Source organism: Pedobacter sp. ISL-64 (assembly GCF_018613605.1).
In the GTDB taxonomy this organism is placed as follows: Bacteria; Bacteroidota; Bacteroidia; order Sphingobacteriales; family Sphingobacteriaceae; genus Pedobacter.
The window spans coordinates 76673-94173 of record NZ_JAGGPU010000008.1 but is presented as its reverse complement, the minus strand read 5'-3'; the positions used below and the strand labels follow the sequence as shown (position 1 = coordinate 94173).

Annotated in this window: 15 protein-coding genes; 8 read left to right on the top strand and 7 right to left on the bottom strand. The window is 36.9% G+C overall.

All coding sequences use genetic code 11. The features are described 5' to 3' along the window. Positions 1 to 24: 24 nt before the first annotated feature. On the bottom strand, positions 25 to 1911 hold the full coding sequence (locus J7E57_RS12270) for an OmpA family protein (RefSeq protein ID WP_215128821.1): 1887 nt from the start codon (positions 1909 to 1911) through the stop codon (positions 25 to 27). A gap of 37 nt (positions 1912 to 1948) precedes the next feature. Then, positions 1949 to 2572, bottom strand: a complete 624-nt coding sequence (locus J7E57_RS12265; protein ID WP_029275154.1) for a 7-carboxy-7-deazaguanine synthase QueE — start codon at positions 2570 to 2572, stop codon at positions 1949 to 1951. Positions 2573 to 2679: 107 nt separating this feature from the next. On the opposite strand from J7E57_RS12265, the gene J7E57_RS12260 reads away from it, so the two are divergent. Further along, complete coding sequence (locus J7E57_RS12260) at positions 2680 to 3015, top strand: Rieske (2Fe-2S) protein (RefSeq protein WP_215128819.1); 336 nt, start codon at positions 2680 to 2682, stop codon at positions 3013 to 3015. Between the two features lie 175 nt (positions 3016 to 3190). On the opposite strand, the gene J7E57_RS12255 is transcribed toward J7E57_RS12260, so the two are convergent. Next, positions 3191 to 4072 carry a bifunctional 5,10-methylenetetrahydrofolate dehydrogenase/5,10-methenyltetrahydrofolate cyclohydrolase gene (locus J7E57_RS12255; RefSeq protein WP_215128817.1) on the bottom strand — a complete coding sequence of 294 codons (882 nt, stop codon included), beginning with the start codon at positions 4070 to 4072 and terminating at the stop codon, positions 3191 to 3193. A gap of 117 nt (positions 4073 to 4189) precedes the next feature. Further along, positions 4190 to 5977, bottom strand: coding sequence for a translation elongation factor 4 (gene lepA, locus J7E57_RS12250; RefSeq protein ID WP_215128815.1), 1788 nt, complete (start codon positions 5975 to 5977; stop codon positions 4190 to 4192). A gap of 262 nt (positions 5978 to 6239) precedes the next feature. Here lepA and J7E57_RS12245 point away from each other — a divergent pair, with 262 nt between their 5' ends. From J7E57_RS12245 to J7E57_RS12235, 3 genes are all read left to right on the top strand, one after another. Then, a complete protein-coding gene (locus J7E57_RS12245; protein ID WP_215128812.1) occupies positions 6240 to 6866 on the top strand; it encodes an ABC transporter ATP-binding protein in 627 nt (208 codons plus the stop codon). A gap of 128 nt (positions 6867 to 6994) precedes the next feature. Further along, positions 6995 to 7588, top strand: a complete 594-nt coding sequence (locus J7E57_RS12240) for a hypothetical protein (RefSeq protein WP_215128810.1) — start codon at positions 6995 to 6997, stop codon at positions 7586 to 7588. Positions 7589 to 7598: 10 nt separating this feature from the next. Then, on the top strand, positions 7599 to 7964 hold the full coding sequence (locus tag J7E57_RS12235) for a hypothetical protein (RefSeq protein WP_215128808.1): 366 nt from the start codon (positions 7599 to 7601) through the stop codon (positions 7962 to 7964). Positions 7965 to 8054: 90 nt separating this feature from the next. Here J7E57_RS12235 and J7E57_RS12230 read toward each other — a convergent pair whose 3' ends face one another. Together J7E57_RS12230 and J7E57_RS12225 are read right to left on the bottom strand one after the other, a co-directional pair. Then, positions 8055 to 9479: an MATE family efflux transporter gene (locus J7E57_RS12230; RefSeq protein ID WP_215128806.1), complete on the bottom strand. Its 1425-nt coding sequence runs from the start codon at positions 9477 to 9479 to the stop codon at positions 8055 to 8057. 329 nt (positions 9480 to 9808) lie between these two features. Further along, complete coding sequence (locus tag J7E57_RS12225; protein ID WP_215128804.1) at positions 9809 to 10228, bottom strand: acyl-CoA thioesterase; 420 nt, start codon at positions 10226 to 10228, stop codon at positions 9809 to 9811. Positions 10229 to 10688: 460 nt separating this feature from the next. Between J7E57_RS12225 and rpsO the strand changes: the two genes are divergently transcribed. Beyond that, on the top strand, positions 10689 to 10973 hold the full coding sequence (rpsO, locus tag J7E57_RS12220) for a 30S ribosomal protein S15 (RefSeq protein WP_029275143.1): 285 nt from the start codon (positions 10689 to 10691) through the stop codon (positions 10971 to 10973). A gap of 179 nt (positions 10974 to 11152) precedes the next feature. Continuing rightward, a complete protein-coding gene (gene pnp, locus J7E57_RS12215; protein WP_215128802.1) occupies positions 11153 to 13288 on the top strand; it encodes a polyribonucleotide nucleotidyltransferase in 2136 nt (711 codons plus the stop codon). A 132-nt stretch (positions 13289 to 13420) separates the two neighbouring features. On the opposite strand, the gene J7E57_RS12210 is transcribed toward pnp, so the two are convergent. Then, entirely contained in the window at positions 13421 to 13786 is a 366-nt protein-coding gene (locus J7E57_RS12210) for a hypothetical protein (RefSeq protein ID WP_215128800.1), read from the bottom strand. Between the two features lie 353 nt (positions 13787 to 14139). Here J7E57_RS12210 and rpe point away from each other — a divergent pair, with 353 nt between their 5' ends. Continuing rightward, entirely contained in the window at positions 14140 to 14811 is a 672-nt protein-coding gene (gene rpe, locus J7E57_RS12205) for a ribulose-phosphate 3-epimerase (RefSeq protein WP_215128799.1), read from the top strand. 85 nt (positions 14812 to 14896) lie between these two features. Next, entirely contained in the window at positions 14897 to 17323 is a 2427-nt protein-coding gene (locus J7E57_RS12200) for a TonB-dependent receptor (protein WP_215128798.1), read from the top strand. Positions 17324 to 17501: the final 178 nt, after the last annotated feature.

The following is a 17501-nucleotide window of genomic DNA, read 5'->3' as shown; positions in this document are numbered from 1 at the left end:
TTTTTTAAGTAATACTTTATATGTTTATATTTTAGTAATTACAAACGATGTTCTACGATTGTTTTTTCTACCTGATTCCGTTTTATTATCAGCGATCGGTTTACTTGCTCCAAAGCCCTTAAAGGTAAGCCTTTTAGCATCAATACTATTTTTGATCAGGTACTCGTAAACTGCATTGGCACGGTTAAAAGACAACTTTTCATTCAACTTATCATCGCCCACATTATCGGTATGCCCCTGAATCTCAATCTGTACATTTTCGTTTTGGTGCAAAAAATCGATAAGCAAATCCAGTTCACGGATAGAGGCGGGCAAAAGATTAAACTTATTGGTATCAAAGAAAATGTTTCTTAAGGTTACATTTCCACCTTGCTTTATTTTTTCGATGTAAACTTCAATCTGGTAAGGTTTATTGATATCTCCTGCCTTGAGCTCAAAGTTTTCAGAGTAAAACATGTAACCTTCGGCATTTACATTAAACAGATAATTACTCCCAACAGGCATTACCGCTAAAAACTGACCAGTTTCTGGATCAGTATAATCGTCGAAAACAGTTTTATTACTTTTCAGATCAACCACCTGAACATTACTTTCGATCGTTTTTTTAGTATCTCGGTCCCTTACAATTCCTTTCACATAAGAAACCTTCAGCGGTTTAGCTACTTCAGGAATTCCAAAGCTATAAATATCCTGTAAGCCAAAACCTCCTTTTAAATTCGAAGAAAACAATCCGAAATTTCCATCGGCACTTACTACCAAACCACTTTCATCTTCGAAAGAATTGATCGGATAACCGATATTAACTGGCTTTTGCCACTTGCCATCATTATCCATTCTACTATAATAAATATCTTTGTTTCCAAAACCTGGCCAACCATCAGAAGAAAAATAGAAAGTTCTTCCATCAGCATGTAAAAATGGTGTATTTTCATCATAGACCGTGTTGATATCAGGCCCAAGATTAATGGCAGGTCCCCATTTGGCTTCATCGGTAATACTGCTTTTCCAGATATCATAACCTCCAGATCCGCCTGGTCTGTTGCTTATAAAATACAAAGTTCTTCCGTCAGGACTGATTGCTGGTTGTGATTCCCAATATTCTGAATTAACGGGCTTCCCAACGTTGTAAGGTTCGCCCCAATCTTTTCCTTCTCGGTGTGAAACATAAATATCACACCTACCTAGGCCATCTGGTCGGTTGCATCCCGTAAAAAAAAGGTACTTCCCATCAGGCGAAATGGTTTGGGCCCCTTCATTGTATCTGATAGTATTTATTTTGCTGGATAAGGGAGTAGCGGCATCCCATTTATTATTTTTAACCTGTGATGTCCAAAAATCTTCATTACCATTTAGCTGACGTGTAAAAACCAGGGTTTCGCCATCAGCTGTTATTGCAGGAAAGTATTCAGCATCTGTTGTATTTACACCTTCACCTAAATTTGCTGGGCTATATTTTACGGGTTTATTGATTGTTATGGCAGCAAAATCACAATCTAAAAGATATTTCTTTGCTCTTCTTGCTCTATCGGATGAAGAATCTAATATCAAAAATTCACTAAAATGCTGTTTCGATTTTAAATAATCCTGAGTCGCAAATTCGGTTTCAGCCAAGCCATAAATTACAGCCGGAGCTACAATTTTATTGATCAATATGGCTTTTTCGTAAGCGGCTTTGGCTTCAGCATACTTTTTTTGTGCTTTATAAACGCCAGCAAGCACAATGTAGGCATTCTGAAATAACGGATCAGCTTCAACCGCACTTTTTAATACCTGTTCGGCAGCAGCATAATCTAATTTATCAATAAATGGGCCGGATTTTTCAAAAAAAACCTGTGCTTTTTTATTTAGGGAACTTTGCCCAAAACAATAAATACTCAGTATGCTAAAGAAGAGGCCTAAACGAAATTTCATTACATTAACATTTGGTTATAAAGCTAATGTATTGTTTTTAAGGAATATTTAAAAATTTGTGCGTTTGCAAAGAAATTTCCCATTTTGGGTTTGCCATTACATAATCAATAATCAATGGTGTAATTTCTTTTGATTTAGACCATTCTGGTTGCAGATATAATTTACAGGTAGGAGACACCATAGCCGCGTATTCTTCAGCCCATTTAAAATCACTTTTATTAAAAACGATCACTTTTAATTCGTGCGCAAAAGGTGTAATATCTGGTCTTGGTGCTTTAAATTTCTTTGGTGATAAACAGATCCAGTCCCAATTTCCAGAAAGTGGGTAGGCACCAGATGTTTCTATAAAGGTAAGAATACCTCTTTCTTTTAGTTTGTTGGTTAAATAATCCAGGTTATAAATCAAGGGTTCGCCACCAGTAATTACAACAGCCTTACCCGGAAATTTATCGGCGTTTTCAACAATTATATCCGAAGCCGTAAGTGGATGCATTTCGGCATCCCAGCTTTCTTTCACATCGCACCAATGGCAGCCTACATCGCAGCCCCCTAAACGGATAAAATAAGCTGCTTTACCAGTATTAAATCCTTCGCCCTGTATGGTATAAAATTCTTCCATTAAAGGAAGTAATGTGCCGTCTTCTGGTATGTCTTGTTTCATTTTTGAGGATGCAAATATCCTAAAAAAATATGGTGATGCTGTTCCTCTTTTGAAATTTAATGTAAAGATGAAATAAGACTGATATTTATTTGCCGTATTTTAGCTGCATGAAGTGGTTTAAGGCGCTAAATAATAATCAAATTCCCCGTCCTGATACAATTAAAACAATAGAAGTTGCAGGAAAACAAATTTGTTTGATTAACAATGAAGACAAAATTACCGCAACCCAATCGCATTGTCCGCATGCTGGCGGTCATTTTAGTGGTGGTTGGTGCAAAAACGGGCATCTGGTTTGTCCAATCCATCGTTACGAATACAGTTTAACCACGGGAAGGGGAGCAGAGGGACAAGGTGATTATATCAATATCTATCCAACTGAGTTGCGAGAGGATGGCCTCTATATCGGTTTTGAAGAAAGCTGGTGGAGTAAACTTTGGAGTTGATTTTTAACCACAGCCTAAAAGGATGAACATAGATGTATTATATTGGTTCATTAGTCATTAGTTCATTGGTAAAGCAAATTGGCTATTGTATGTTGGGTATTGGCTAGCCACTTTTCAATTAACAAAAAAGCGATTCAATCTTCTTGAACCGCTTTTCCTTCTTTAGTCTTTAAGCTTAAGAATATATCTCTTTTCTAGCTGATGCTAACGTGTTTTTTAATAAACCAACAATAGTCATTAAACCCACACCACCAGGAACAGGCGTAATGTAAGAAGCTTTGGGTGCTACGCTTTCGAAATCCACATCACCATATAACTTAAAGCCGGATTTGGTTTCAGCAGAAGTTTCGCGGTTAATACCTACATCGATAATAATGGCACCAGGTTTAACCATATCGGCAGTAACAAAATTCTTTTTACCAATAGCAGCAATCACAATATCTGCTTGGAGAACCTGTTCTTTTAAATCTTTTGTGCGAGAATGGGTAAGTGTTACTGTACAATTGCCTGGGCTGGCATTGCGGGCCATTAAAATGCTCATTGGGCTACCCACAATGTTACTCCGGCCAACAACCACACAGTGCATTCCGGTAGTATCGATATTGTATTCCTGCAGCATCAATAAAATACCATAAGGTGTAGCTGGGATAAAGCAAGGCAGGTTGCGCATCATTCTACCCAAATTTACCGGGTGGAAACCATCCACATCTTTACGGTGATCGATCTTTTCGGTAACTTTCTCCGGATCAATGTGTTTTGGCAAAGGCAATTGAACAATTAATCCGTCTACATCATCATCCTGGTTAATTTCTTCAATTTTCGCCAATAATTCAGCTTCAGTTACTGAGTTATCATATCTATGTAACGATGATTTAAAACCGACTTTTTCGCAGTTTTTCATCTTACTGGCCACATAGGTTTCGCTTCCTCCATCGTTACCAACTAAAATAGCAACTAGGTGTGGCTTGCGACCACTTTTATGTAAAAATTCGGCAGCTTCTTCTGCAATTTGAACTTTAACTTTTTCTGATACGTATTTACCGTCTAATAATTTCATTCTAAAAGTATCGAGTAGTGAGAATCAAGTATCAAGACCAATGGTCAACTCAATCATCACTGTGCTTTAACTATATTTTTATCTTAATACCTAATACTGGCATCTTGATACTATGTATTAATCTAATTTCAAAACCGCCATAAATGCACTTTGTGGAATCTCTACGTTTCCAACCTGGCGCATACGTTTTTTACCTTTTTTCTGTTTCTCCAATAGCTTGCGCTTACGGGAAATATCACCACCGTAACATTTAGCCGTTACATCTTTACGTAAAGCACTCAATGTTTCGCGGGCAATAACTTTAGCACCAATTGATGCCTGTATTTTAATCTCGAATTGTTGACGAGGGATTAACTCTCTTAATTTCTCACAGATTTTCTTTCCAAAATCGTAAGCATTGCTACGGTGAATCAGTGAAGATAACGCATCAACAGGCTCATCGTTTAACAATAAATCAAGGCGTACCAAATCAGATTTGCGGTAACCAATTTGGTGATAATCAAACGAAGCGTATCCCTTGGAAAGTGTTTTTAACCTGTCATAGAAGTCAAATACGATTTCGGCCATTGGCATTTCGAAAACCAACTCAACCCTGTCTGATGTTAGATATGATTGATTAATAATCGCTCCCCGCTTTTGGATACAAAGCGACATTATTGGACCAACAAAGTCAGCCTTGGTAATAATATTTGCTTTAATGTAAGGCTCTTCAACTGAATCCAATTTACTTGGATCTGGCAAATCAGATGGGTTATTTACAATAAACTCATCACCTTTTGTAGTGTGTGCAATGTACGATACGTTGGGAACCGTTGTAATTACAGTCATATCGAACTCGCGTTCTAAACGCTCTTGGATAATCTCCATATGCAGCATTCCTAAGAAACCACAACGGAAACCAAAGCCTAATGCTGCAGAACTCTCAGGTTCGAAAACGATAGACGCATCATTCAACTGCAACTTGTGCATGGCTTCGCGCAGCTCCTCAAATTCATCCGTATCAACAGGGTAGATACCTGCAAAAACCATTGGTTTCACCTCTTCAAAACCTTGAATAGAATCCAGCGATGGTCTGGTGACAGTTGTAATCGTATCACCCACTTTTACCTCTCTGGCTTCTTTAATTCCAGAAATAATGTACCCCACATCTCCGGTTTTTACAACATTACGTGGTGACATATCCAGTTTCAGAATTCCAACCTCATCAGCCAGATATTCTTTGCCAGTATTAATGAATTTTACTTTGTCGCCTTTTTTAATTTCGCCGTTTACTACTTTATAATAAGCAATAATTCCCCTGAATGAGTTAAAAACAGAGTCGAAAATCAAAGCTTGCAAAGGTGCTTCCGGATCACCAACCGGAGCTGGAACGCGGTCTACAATGGCCTGGATAATATCAGGGATACCCATTCCGGTTTTACCCGATGCAGGAATAATATCTTCTCGTTTACATCCGATTAAATCAATAATCTGGTCTTTTACTTCCTCGGGCATTGCCCCAGGTAAATCCATTTTATTTAAAATCGGAATAATTTCAAGGTCGTGTTCAAGTGCTAAATATAAGTTCGAAATGGTCTGTGCCTGAATACCTTGCGAAGCATCAACGATAAGTAATGCACCCTCGCAGGCAGCAATGGAACGCGAAACTTCGTACGAAAAATCTACGTGTCCAGGTGTATCAATCAGGTTGAAATTATATTCAATATCACCAACTTTATAGTTCATTTGTATGGCATGACTTTTAATTGTTATGCCTCTCTCACGCTCTAAATCCATGTTATCGAGCAATTGTGCCTGCGCCTCACGCTTTGAAATTGTCTCGGTATATTCTAATAACCTATCAGCCAAAGTACTTTTACCATGGTCAATATGTGCAATAATGCAAAAATTACGTATATGCTTCATCTTTGCGCAAAGATATGCTTTTTAAGGTAATTTTTAATCTAGAAAATATCTACTCCAAGCACTTTGATTTGAAAAGCAAATACAGTGACTTTCTGCTACTGCAGACCTGCTTTCCACTTTACTCTGTTGCACTCCGTGTACGTTCCAATCCAGGTTTATTTTATCAGAGATAGTAGTGCTTTTGTTACTTTTCCGGCAAGATGCCTCAGTAAGTAACAAATCAAGTATAACGAAATCTAAAACAGAACTAAAATCAAACATCTTGCTCAGCTTAACCAACATCAATAAAAAATATGGCAGCCATGAAGTATTGAACTTTGGCGAATGGAAAATCGATAACGGAATCCATTGGTTAAAAGGAGGGAACGGAACTGGTAAATCGACCTTATTTAGGATTATATCAGGACAGATTCCATTCAAAGGCGAAGTAACACTCAATGAAATAAACCTTAAAAATGAACCCATAAAATTCCGTTCGAAAATTAGTTTTGCCGAAGCCGAACCACAATATCCCTTATTTGTAACAGGGCAGGAGCTGATCAGTTTTTATGTTGAAACAAGAAAAGCAGAAGGGAAACAAGCCGAAGACCTTGCAGCCTATTTCGAAATGGCAGCCTTTCTTGACAATAAAATTGGTAGTTATTCGAGTGGGATGCTCAAAAAGCTTTCTTTGATCTGTGCATTTATTGGTAGCCCTGATGTGTATATTTTAGACGAACCGTTGATTACCATTGATGTGGCTTCGGCAGATAAATTGTATCAGTTGATCACGGAAAAAGCAGTACAGGGAAGGAGTTTTCTTTTATCATCACACCAGGAAGTTCGCACCGATAAACTAAAATTGGATACCGTATTTCAGATCGTTGACAAACAAATCATTCAACTATAATGCTGAAGTTACTGATCAATAGCTTAGCCAAAGAATTTTACCAGCAACACGCAGGATTTTTTCTGGTAGGCATTTATATTTTATTCGGTGTGGTAGAGCCTTCGCAATTAATTGGCTACCAAAAAGCCTTGTTATTAGCAGGTATTTCATCGCCTGTTGGAATTGCTATTGTATTTGTTTCATGGTTTTTATACGCTACAAAAGTTCATTTCTTTATTAAACAAAAATTAGCATCAGCCAAGTATAATTTTATTAAAGAAACAGCTGCTCTGAAGAAAAATATGCAGCTAAAAATGTGGCTAAGATTATATTTTACCATTCTTATACCGGTTATTATTTATGTTTTTCTGCTTATTGGTTTAAGCATCAAATACAGTCTTTTTATTAGTGCCACTTGTATCCTGATTGTTTTTTCGGCTTTAATTTTTGGCTTATCGTGGCTAACTTATCAATCGGTAACATTAAGTTTTTTAATTAATGAAAGGGAACCGGTTCGTTTTGGAATAAAATTTAAAAAACCATTCTTCAGCTGGCCGTTATTCCATTTACTCAAAGAACAACCCTTAATGTTATTGATGTGTAAGCTGTTGTCATTTGTTTTCTTTAAAGCAATGGCTGTGGATGTTTGCCGATGTTGGCTACGATATACGTATATTATTAGTTGCTTTATTGGCATCTGTTTTGTGCCATGCGGTTTTGATTTTTACTTTGCTAAAATTTGAAACTGAATACATGAATTTCAGCAAGAGCCTTCAGCTATCAACCTATAAAAGAATATTCAACTGGTTATTAATTTTCGCCATCATATTAATCCCCGAATGGATATTTTTGATTTCAGCCGCTCACTTTAACCTCTGTGCTATAGCCAATGGGCTTCTGTTTAGTTTATCCGGGCTATTTTTCCTATTGGCGTTAGTGTATATCGTTCGGTTAGATATGGACAATTACCTCAAATGGTTGCTGTTTTTCTTTTTTATTGCCATGTGGTCAATCCTTGCGCATTATTATCTTTTGTTCAGTTTGGTGTTGTTAGCCGGTTATATTTTATACTACTTGCATATGTTTAATAAAATCGATCTGAAGGGGATGGAAGAATAAGAATTTTAACCACAGATGTTCATAGAGAATACAAATATAAATTCATCTGTGCTCATCATTGATCTGTGGTTAAATTCTGTTATAGATTACCTAAACCATCGTTTTTTTCCATTTACCCTTTTTAAACAAGATATAGGCAGCTATCGCAATACCTGCTTCAGCTGTTGGAATGGCAATAAAAACACCTGTTGGGCCCATTTCTAAAAATTTGGCTAAAAAGTAAGCCAAAGGAATCTGGAACAACCAAAAGGCAAAAACATTAATTTTCGTAGGTGTCCAGGTATCGCCAGCACCATTAAACGCACTACTGAATACCATTGCAGCTCCATAAATCACAAAACCAATGCTTAAAATTTTTAAAGCTTCGCTTGCAACGGCAATCACATTTTCATCTGACGTAAAAAATGCCGCGAACAAATGCCCGCAGGTTAAGAACAGCACACTTACAACTGCCATGAAAATAATAATGTATTTCAAGGTTTGGAATACCGATTTTTCAGCGCGATCTATATGGCCTGCGCCCAAATTCTGGCCAACCAAAGTAGCAGCCGCGTTACTTAATCCCCAGGCTGGTAACATAAAAAACATCATCAGTCGCAGTGCTGTTTGGTAACCTGCCGATCCTGTATCACCTCCGGTAGTGGCAACAAGTTCTGCTAAAAACACCCAGCTACAGCTCGCAATTACGAACTGGAAAATAGCTGGAGCGGCAATCTTAACGATAGCTTTAATCTGGGCAAAATCAGGCAAGAAGTGACTAATGCGTATTTTTAATATATTTTTACCACTAAACAAATTGTAAACCTGATAAGTAACGCCTAAACCACGACCAATTGTTGTGGCAATTGCTGCGCCTGTTAAACCAAATGCCGGTACTGGCCCAAAACCATTAATAAAAATAGGGCAAAGGATGATGTTCGCAATATTGGCGATCCACAAACTCCGCATTGCGATGGCCGCATTACCTGCACCACGAAAAATCCCGTTGATTAAGAATAAGAGTACAATAATGATACTTCCACCCATCATAATCCGGACAAATGGAATACCTTGATCAGCTGTTTCGGTTGAAGCTCCCATAAGCAATAGAATATCTCTGGCGTAAATTAAACCCAGGATACTAATTATAATGTTAACGAAAACCGCAATTACAATCGTCTGCATACCGGCTTTTGATGCCGCTTCTGGATTTTTCTCGCCAATTCTCCTCGCAACGACCGCTGTTGCAGCCATACTCAACCCGATGGCCAATGAGTAAATAATGGTTAACACGGATTCCGTTAAACCAACGGTTTGTATAGCATGGCTACTGTTTTCTAAATGACCTACAAAATATAGATCGACTAAGGCAAAAACCGACTCCATAGCCATTTCCAGCATCATCGGAATGGCCAATAAAATAATTGCGCGTTTAATACTAATTGAAGTTAAATCAACCTCATGACCTTTTAAAGATTGAACGAGGATATCGAAAAAAGACGAAAGTTTGCCCTGCGTCTTTGTTGACTGTGACATATAATAATAAAGTAAAGTGTGATGTATAAACCAATGATACGCCTTTATGCGTACATATCTAAAAATTGTAAGGGAGGGAATCCTCGGTTATTTAGAACCTCAAACGGATTGCAGATACTATCATGGCTCTGGTCTTTTTGATGCAACAAAGATAGATAAAATTTCGAATTGTCAAATTTAGATGACTAATTTTTGTTGAAGTGATTAATTTTTTATTGTTGATCCATGGTCTGTGTCTCATAGACCATCCAGATTGGATTTACGACTGTTTTTTTTCACGGAGACACTTACTCGGGGATCTATAATCCCTAAATCGGTGTAATCATCTTCTATATACTGTAGGCTTTAATCATTTCTTCCGAAACCTTTGTTCCACGACCAGTAGTTAAATCAATCAATACGTAATCAAAAATACCATCTGAAGCCACTTTTCCAGTTTTTCGATTAATGATTTCGAATTGAACCGAACAGCCTTTATCGTTCATCGTTAAAATACCGGTCCTGATCAGCATTAAATCATTCATCAGCAGGGGACGTTTGAAATTAATATCGACATGACTTACTACCCAGCCCAGGCCCTGTTTGGTAAAATGTTCCCAAGGCATACCGTAGAATTTTTCCATTTGCTCATAACGAGCTGCCAGTACATAATCTAAGTATTTACTATTATGTACATGGTTAAACATATCGATATCATCCGGGCGGACACGTAATTCACTTTCGAAAATGCTGTATTGATTCTTTTCCAAGGGTAAATGTTTTTGCAAAAGTATTAATAAAGCTTGATTGTAAAGTATTGCATGCAAAATGTGGAAGAAAATGTAATCCGCAAGCTAAACTTATAGGCGAATTTACACTCATAATATTTAACGTAGTTTTTATGGCTATTGGTTTTGAAATCATGTCCTTTGTTCTTAAACCCGATATTGCCAGATAGCCCCGACCCGATTTTTCATCGGGGAGGACTATGGGCTATTAACGGGACCACAGGCCGCCATAAATGCAGTACCTACATTTCAAAAAGAACAACTTAATTTTAGAGTACATTAATCTATATGGCTATAGCCCTTTCTAACTGATGAAAGAACGTACTTTGCCGAAAAGTGAGATAAACCATAACTTTAAGCTTTCCTATTGTTTATAAATAAAAATAGCCTTATCTTTGCGCCACAATTAATTAATTTTTTATTGCTTTAATATTATTCAAGAATGTATTTAAGTCCAGAGAAAAAAGCTGTAATCTTTAAAGAACACGGCAAAGTAGAAACCAACACTGGTTCTGCAGAAGGTCAAGTAGCGTTATTTACATACCGTATTGCGCACTTAACAGAACACTTAAAGAAAAATCGTAAAGATTTCTCTACTCAGTTGTCACTTCAAAAATTGGTAGGTAAACGCCGCGGTATTTTGGCTTATCTATACAAAAAAGATATTGAGCGCTATCGTGCTATCATCAAAGCTTTATCGCTTCGTGATATCATCAAACAAAAATAAGCGCAAGTTTATCAATAAAAGCCATTCTTTAGGGAATGGCTTTTTAATTCCCTGTTAATTTTTTTTTAACAGGTTTTATTATAGATAGGCTTTTTTAATCCTATCTTCGTTTGCAAAAACAAATACATATATAAACAACGGTGTGTAGAAAGAGGAAAACACACCATAATTCTATTTAAATGAATGTAATAAAAAAATCGTTCGATTTGGGCGATGGCAGAATTGTAGAAATTGAAACTGGTAAATTGGCTAAACAAGCTGATGGTTCGGTTGTAGTAAAAATGGGCGATACCATGTTGTTAGCAACTGTAGTATCAACCGTTGGTGCTAAACCAGGTACTGATTTTTTACCTTTATCGGTTGATTATCAGGAAAAATATGCGGCTACAGGCCGTATTCCAGGAGGCTTTTTACGTCGTGAAGCAAGATTATCTGATTACGAAGTGTTAATCTCTCGTTTAGTGGATAGAGCTTTACGCCCAATGTTCCCAAGTGATTATCACTCTGATACGCAGGTGATGATTTCTCTAATCTCTGCTGATAAAGATATAATGCCGGATTGTTTGGCAGGTTTAGCGGCATCTGCTGCATTATCAGTTTCTGATATTCCTTTCAATGGTCCAATTTCTGAAGTACGTGTGGCTAAAATTGATGGTAAATTAATTATCAATCCGAAAGCTAGCGAACTAGAACGTGCAACTTTAGAGTTTATGGTTGCTGGCTCAGCTAACGATATAGGCATGGTTGAAGGTGAGTGTGATGAAATTCAGGAAGATGAAATGGTTGAGGCTTTAAAATTTGCACACGATGCAATTAAAGTTCAATGTGCTATTCAGGTTGAATTAACTGAGGCTACAGGCAAAACGGTTAAACGTGAATATAGCCACGAAGACCACGATGCTGACTTAAAAGCTAAAGTTTATGCTGATACTTATGATAAAGTTTACGCTGTAGCAAAAGCTGGTGGCAATAAAGATGTTCGCAAAGAAGGTTTCACAGCCATCATTAACGAATTCTTCGAGGCAATGCCAGAAGATACTGCAGATTTAACTAAAGCAATGGCTAAACATTATTATCATGATGTTCAGTACGATGCCATCAGAAATCTATTGTTAAATGAAGGTATCCGCTTAGATGGTCGTAAGACTACAGAAATCCGTCCAATCTGGAGTGAAGTTGGTTATTTACCTGCTGCTCACGGTTCGGCTGTATTTACACGTGGCGAAACACAATCATTAACTTCAGTTACTTTAGGTAGCAAAGATGATGAGCAAATGATTGATGGTGCTTTCTATAATGGTTATAACAAATTCTTATTGCACTATAATTTCCCTGGTTTCTCAACTGGTGAGGTTAGACCAAACAGAGGCGCTGGCCGTAGAGAAATTGGTCACGGTGCTTTAGCACAACGTTCATTGAAAAAAGTATTGCCTCAAGGTGAAGCTAATCCATATACAATCCGTATCGTTTCTGATATTTTAGAATCTAACGGTTCTTCATCAATGGCAACTGTTTGTGCGGGTACACTAGCACTTATGGATGCAGGTATTAAAATCAAATCGCCAGTATCTGGTATTGCAATGGGTTTAATCACCGATGAGAAAACTGGTAAATATGCAATCCTTTCTGATATTTTAGGTGATGAAGATCATTTAGGTGATATGGACTTTAAAGTAACTGGTACTGAACACGGTATTGTTGCTTGTCAGATGGATTTAAAAATCAATGGTTTATCTTACGAAGTTTTAACTAAAGCTTTATTACAAGCTAAAGATGGTCGTTTACACATCTTAAACGAGATGAAGAAAACCATTAGCTCACCTGCCGAAGATTATAAACCACATGCACCACGTATTGTTTCTTTAACTATTGATAAAGAATTTATCGGTGCAATCATCGGCCCTGGAGGTAAAATTATCCAGGAAATGCAACGCGAAACCGGTGCTTCAATCTCTATCGAAGAAGTTGATGGCAAAGGTATTGTAGAAGTATTTGCAGATAACAAAGCAGCAATCGATGCAGCGGTTACCCGTATCCGTAATATCGTAGCTAAGCCAGAAATTGGTGAAGTTTACCAAGGTAAAGTAAAATCAATTATGCCATTTGGTGCATTTGTTGAAGTTATGCCAGGTAAAGATGGTTTATTACACATCTCTGAAATTTCATGGGAACGTTTAGAAACTATGGACGGTGTATTAAAAGAAGGTGATAAAATCGAGGTTAAATTGTTAGACATCGATAAACAAGGTAAAATGAAACTTTCTCGTAAAGTTTTATTGCCAAGACCAGAAAAACCAGCAGCGCCACAAGCGTAATAATCAATACGCATGCTGAACTTGATTCAGCATCTGTTTGATAGAATCTGAAATAAATTCAGAGTGACGCACAAATAATAAGACCCTTTCAGTGTAAAACTGAAAGGGTTTTTTGTTAGGTAATATGTCTTTTTAACAAGGAGTCGCTGCCCCCATAACAATACCATTGATGACAAAATAAGAATTGCCTGTTGTAATATTTGTTATTATTCCATTCGGCCATGGAGTTGTTAAATGTGAATTCGTAAAAATTGGTGTGCCAGTTATAATTTTATCCGTTGAATTAGCTACAAAAACAGCCACAACCTCTGCACAATGGTAATCACCATAATCACTCCCGGCCATTGCAGTGATGAGAATGCCTGGTCCGGGTGGACGTACTGTTTTTTTAATAGTACCAACTTTGAGAAGTGTTTTAGGTTTATTCATGGTAAAACCAAAAGCTACGCTCATGATAAGAATCGCGAGCCCAGCAAAAATTAATTGTTTTGTTTTCATAAGATATAGTTTTTATTTTTTTTACTAAAATAACTGATTCTTTTTTCAATAAAGCTATTCTTGAAAAGCAGAACAGATAGTATTATTTTGATCGACATGGTTTTTGTTGCAACCTAATTTGTTTAAAATGATTTTGTAACTTGCATTCTTACTATAAAAGCAGCTAAGTTTACAGAAATATTGGACATTTATCCGATATATATGTACACGCTTCGTCATGCTGAATTTATTTCAGCATCTTTCTTGTTGTTAGGACCCTGAAATGAATTCAGGGTGACGATCGTTTTTAGATTTTGCTGATACAAATTATGATAACAATTTATTTACCGAATTAAAAGGATTAAAGCTTAAATATGAAATACATTATTGCCCCATCCATACTTTCTGCCGATTTTGGCAACTTGCAACGCGATATTGAAATGATTAATCAAAGTGAGGCCGATTGGTTCCACGTTGATGTGATGGATGGTGTTTTTGTGCCAAATATTTCTTTCGGTTTCCCGGTAATGGCTGCTGTAAAAAAGCATGCTAGTAAACCATTAGATGTTCATTTAATGATTATTGATCCTGATAAATTTATCGGAGATTTTGCCAAAGCAGGAGCGGATAGAATCACGGTACATTACGAAGCCTGCACACATCTGCATAGAACCATTCAGTTAATCAAAGCATCAGGCTGCAAGGCCGGTGTGGCTTTAAACCCGCATACTCCGGTAACCTTATTGCAGGATGTAATTGCAGATCTTGATCTGGTACTTATTATGTCGGTTAATCCCGGTTTCGGTGGACAAGCTTTTATCCATAATACCTACAAGAAAATAAAGGATTTAAAAGCTTTGATTAAAGGGGTAAATGAAGACCTAATAATTGAAATCGATGGTGGTGTTGGTTTGCAAAATATTGCTACATTAGTATCAGCAGGTGCCAATGCTTTTGTGGCTGGAAATGCAATTTTCGCAACAGATAATCCAACGGAAACCATTTCTAAAATGAAAAGCTTGACAACTAGCGCTATAAATATTTAAATTGTTAAATGTTTTATTGCTAAATTGTTTTTAGGGTGGGGCGCATACAGTCTTTATACCTGATACTTTTGTCTTGATACTAAAAATGCTCAAATTTCGGCTAACCCTTCTCCTTTTAATTGCTGGTTGCAGTTTTGCTGTGGCGCAGCCTTTAGTTAGGGTTTCAGGAATAGTTTATAGCGATGAAAAGTTACCCTTGGCACAGGTTACGGTAATCGTTTTAGGGCAGGCACAATCAACTGTTACTGATGAATTTGGTGTATATACCATTTATTCAAAATCAAAAACGTTTAGCATTAAATATTCGCTTTTGGGCTATCAGCCACAAACCGTAAAATTTAGTGAGCGCTCGGGGGCTCGGATTATCAAACAGGTAAGTTTAATTGCCAACATCAATGAATTAGAGCAGGTTAATATAACCAACAAACAGAACCAGTTAAGTAACACCACCACTATTAATATTGCCGATGTTTCTTCAATGCCATTGGTTTCTGGCAATTTTGAAACCATGCTCAAAACCCTGCCAGGTGTATCTACAAATAACGAATTAAGTGCCCAGTACAGCGTTAGGGGAGGTAACTTCGACGAAAATCTGATTTACATCAATGATGTGGAAATTAACCGGCCAGTGTTGATCCGCAATGGGCAACAGGAGGGATTAAGTTTTATCAATTCAGACTTGGTGAGTAAAGCAAAATTCTCTGCAGGTGGCTTTGAAGCAAAATACGGCGATAAACTTTCTTCAATCTTAGATATTAGATACGATAAACCGGATAGCAATCAAGCCATTTTTAGTACCAGCCTTTTAAACACCTCATTAACAACCAAAAAGACATTCAAAAACAGCTTCCTTTTGGCTGGTTTACGCTATAAAAACAACTCTAGTGTACTGATTAAACAAGATGAAAAGGGGAGTTATAGCCCAAATTTTGCCGATGCTCAATTGCTGTATCAATATGATTTTTCATCAAAATTCAATATCAATTTTTTGGGCAGTTTTAATCTTGGTCAGTTTAAATTGGTGCCCACCAATAGAGAAACACAGTTTGGAACTTTAAGTACAACACTAAGGTTAAATGTTGATTATACCGGACAGGAGATTGACGATTACCAAACTGTAGGAAGTGCTGTTACCGCTACTTATTCTCCTAAACCAAACCTGGTGATCAAGTTTATCAATAGCTATTTCAACACCATTGAAAGGGAGCGTTTCGATATTAATGGAAGTTATACCTTCGATGAATTAGACAATACTTTTTCTCCTGAAAATTTCGGTGTGATCAAGAAAAACAGGGGCATTGGCAGCTATTATAATTACGGAAGAAATAGTTTAAATACCCAGATTTTCGCTTCTGAAATAAAAGTAGATCAGAATTTTAATAATCATGTTTTTTCCTGGGGGATAAAATTTGATAAGTCTAATTACGACGATCAGTTGAATGAGTATAATTATACCGATTCTGCCGGCTTCATTTTGCCCAACAATTCGAAAAATATCACGTTACAAAATGTAATCAACATACAAAACAATATCGATATTAAAAACTACAGTACTTACATTCAGGATAGCTATTCGCTTTCCAATTCTGCAGAGTTGCAATTAGGAGCGCGCGCCACATATAGTTCGTTAAGCAAACAGCTATTGATCAGTCCGAGGATGTTAATTGCTTACAGGCCCAATTCAAACAATAAAATTTTAAGGTTTTCTGCCGGTGTTTATAAACAGCCACCCTCATACCGGACCATTCGTGATTTTTCCGGAGTATTAAATATCGATCAAAAGGCACAGAGTTCTTATAACACTTCTCTGGGTTATGAATACGCTTTCGATGCTTTTGGAACGCGGCTAAAGTTTACTTCTGAGGCATATTTTAAATATTCTGACCGACTGATTCCGTATAAAATAGATAACCTGAGAATTAAATATCTGGTGAATGAAGTCTCGCGCGGTTATGCTTATGGCGCCGATTTTAGTATAGGCGGTGAGTTTGTTAAGGATCTGGTTTCTTATTTCAGAATGTCGGTTATGCATGCCAATGAAGACATTATCGGAGATAGTTATATCCAGAATGGAACTACAATTTATCCTGGCTATCTAAAAAGACCAACTGATCAGCGTTTGAATTTCTCTATATTTTTCCAGGATAAATTATTAAATAGTCCAACTTATAAAGTACACTTAAACGCACTTTATGGCTCAAGATTACCGATTGGTCCATCACAAACACCACGGTATTTAGATAAGTTTTTTATCCCATCATACAAGCGGGTAGATATCGGTTTCTCTAAAGATTTCCTTGATGACGCCGCTTTGCACAAACCCAAATTTTTGGACAAAAATTTCAGTTCGGTTATTCTATTCTTTGAGGTTTTTAATATGTTGAATATCGACAATACAGTTTCCTACTTATGGCTTAAGGATGTAGATAATGTGCAATATGCCATTCCAAATTATTTAACAGGCAGGCAGTTTAACCTCAAGTTGATTGTGAAGTTGAAGAATAAGCCATAAACTACTAAACCTATCAGTTTTTAAAAATTAATAGGTTTGACAAAAATCAGTCTTTATCTTTTTGTCTTTCTGATTAACGAATTCTTTTGCAAAAACTGCAACAAAATGCTCAATTTTGTCGAGATTTTTAACAAAATTTAATTTTTTATGATACGATTTTGTGGGCATAACTGCTTTA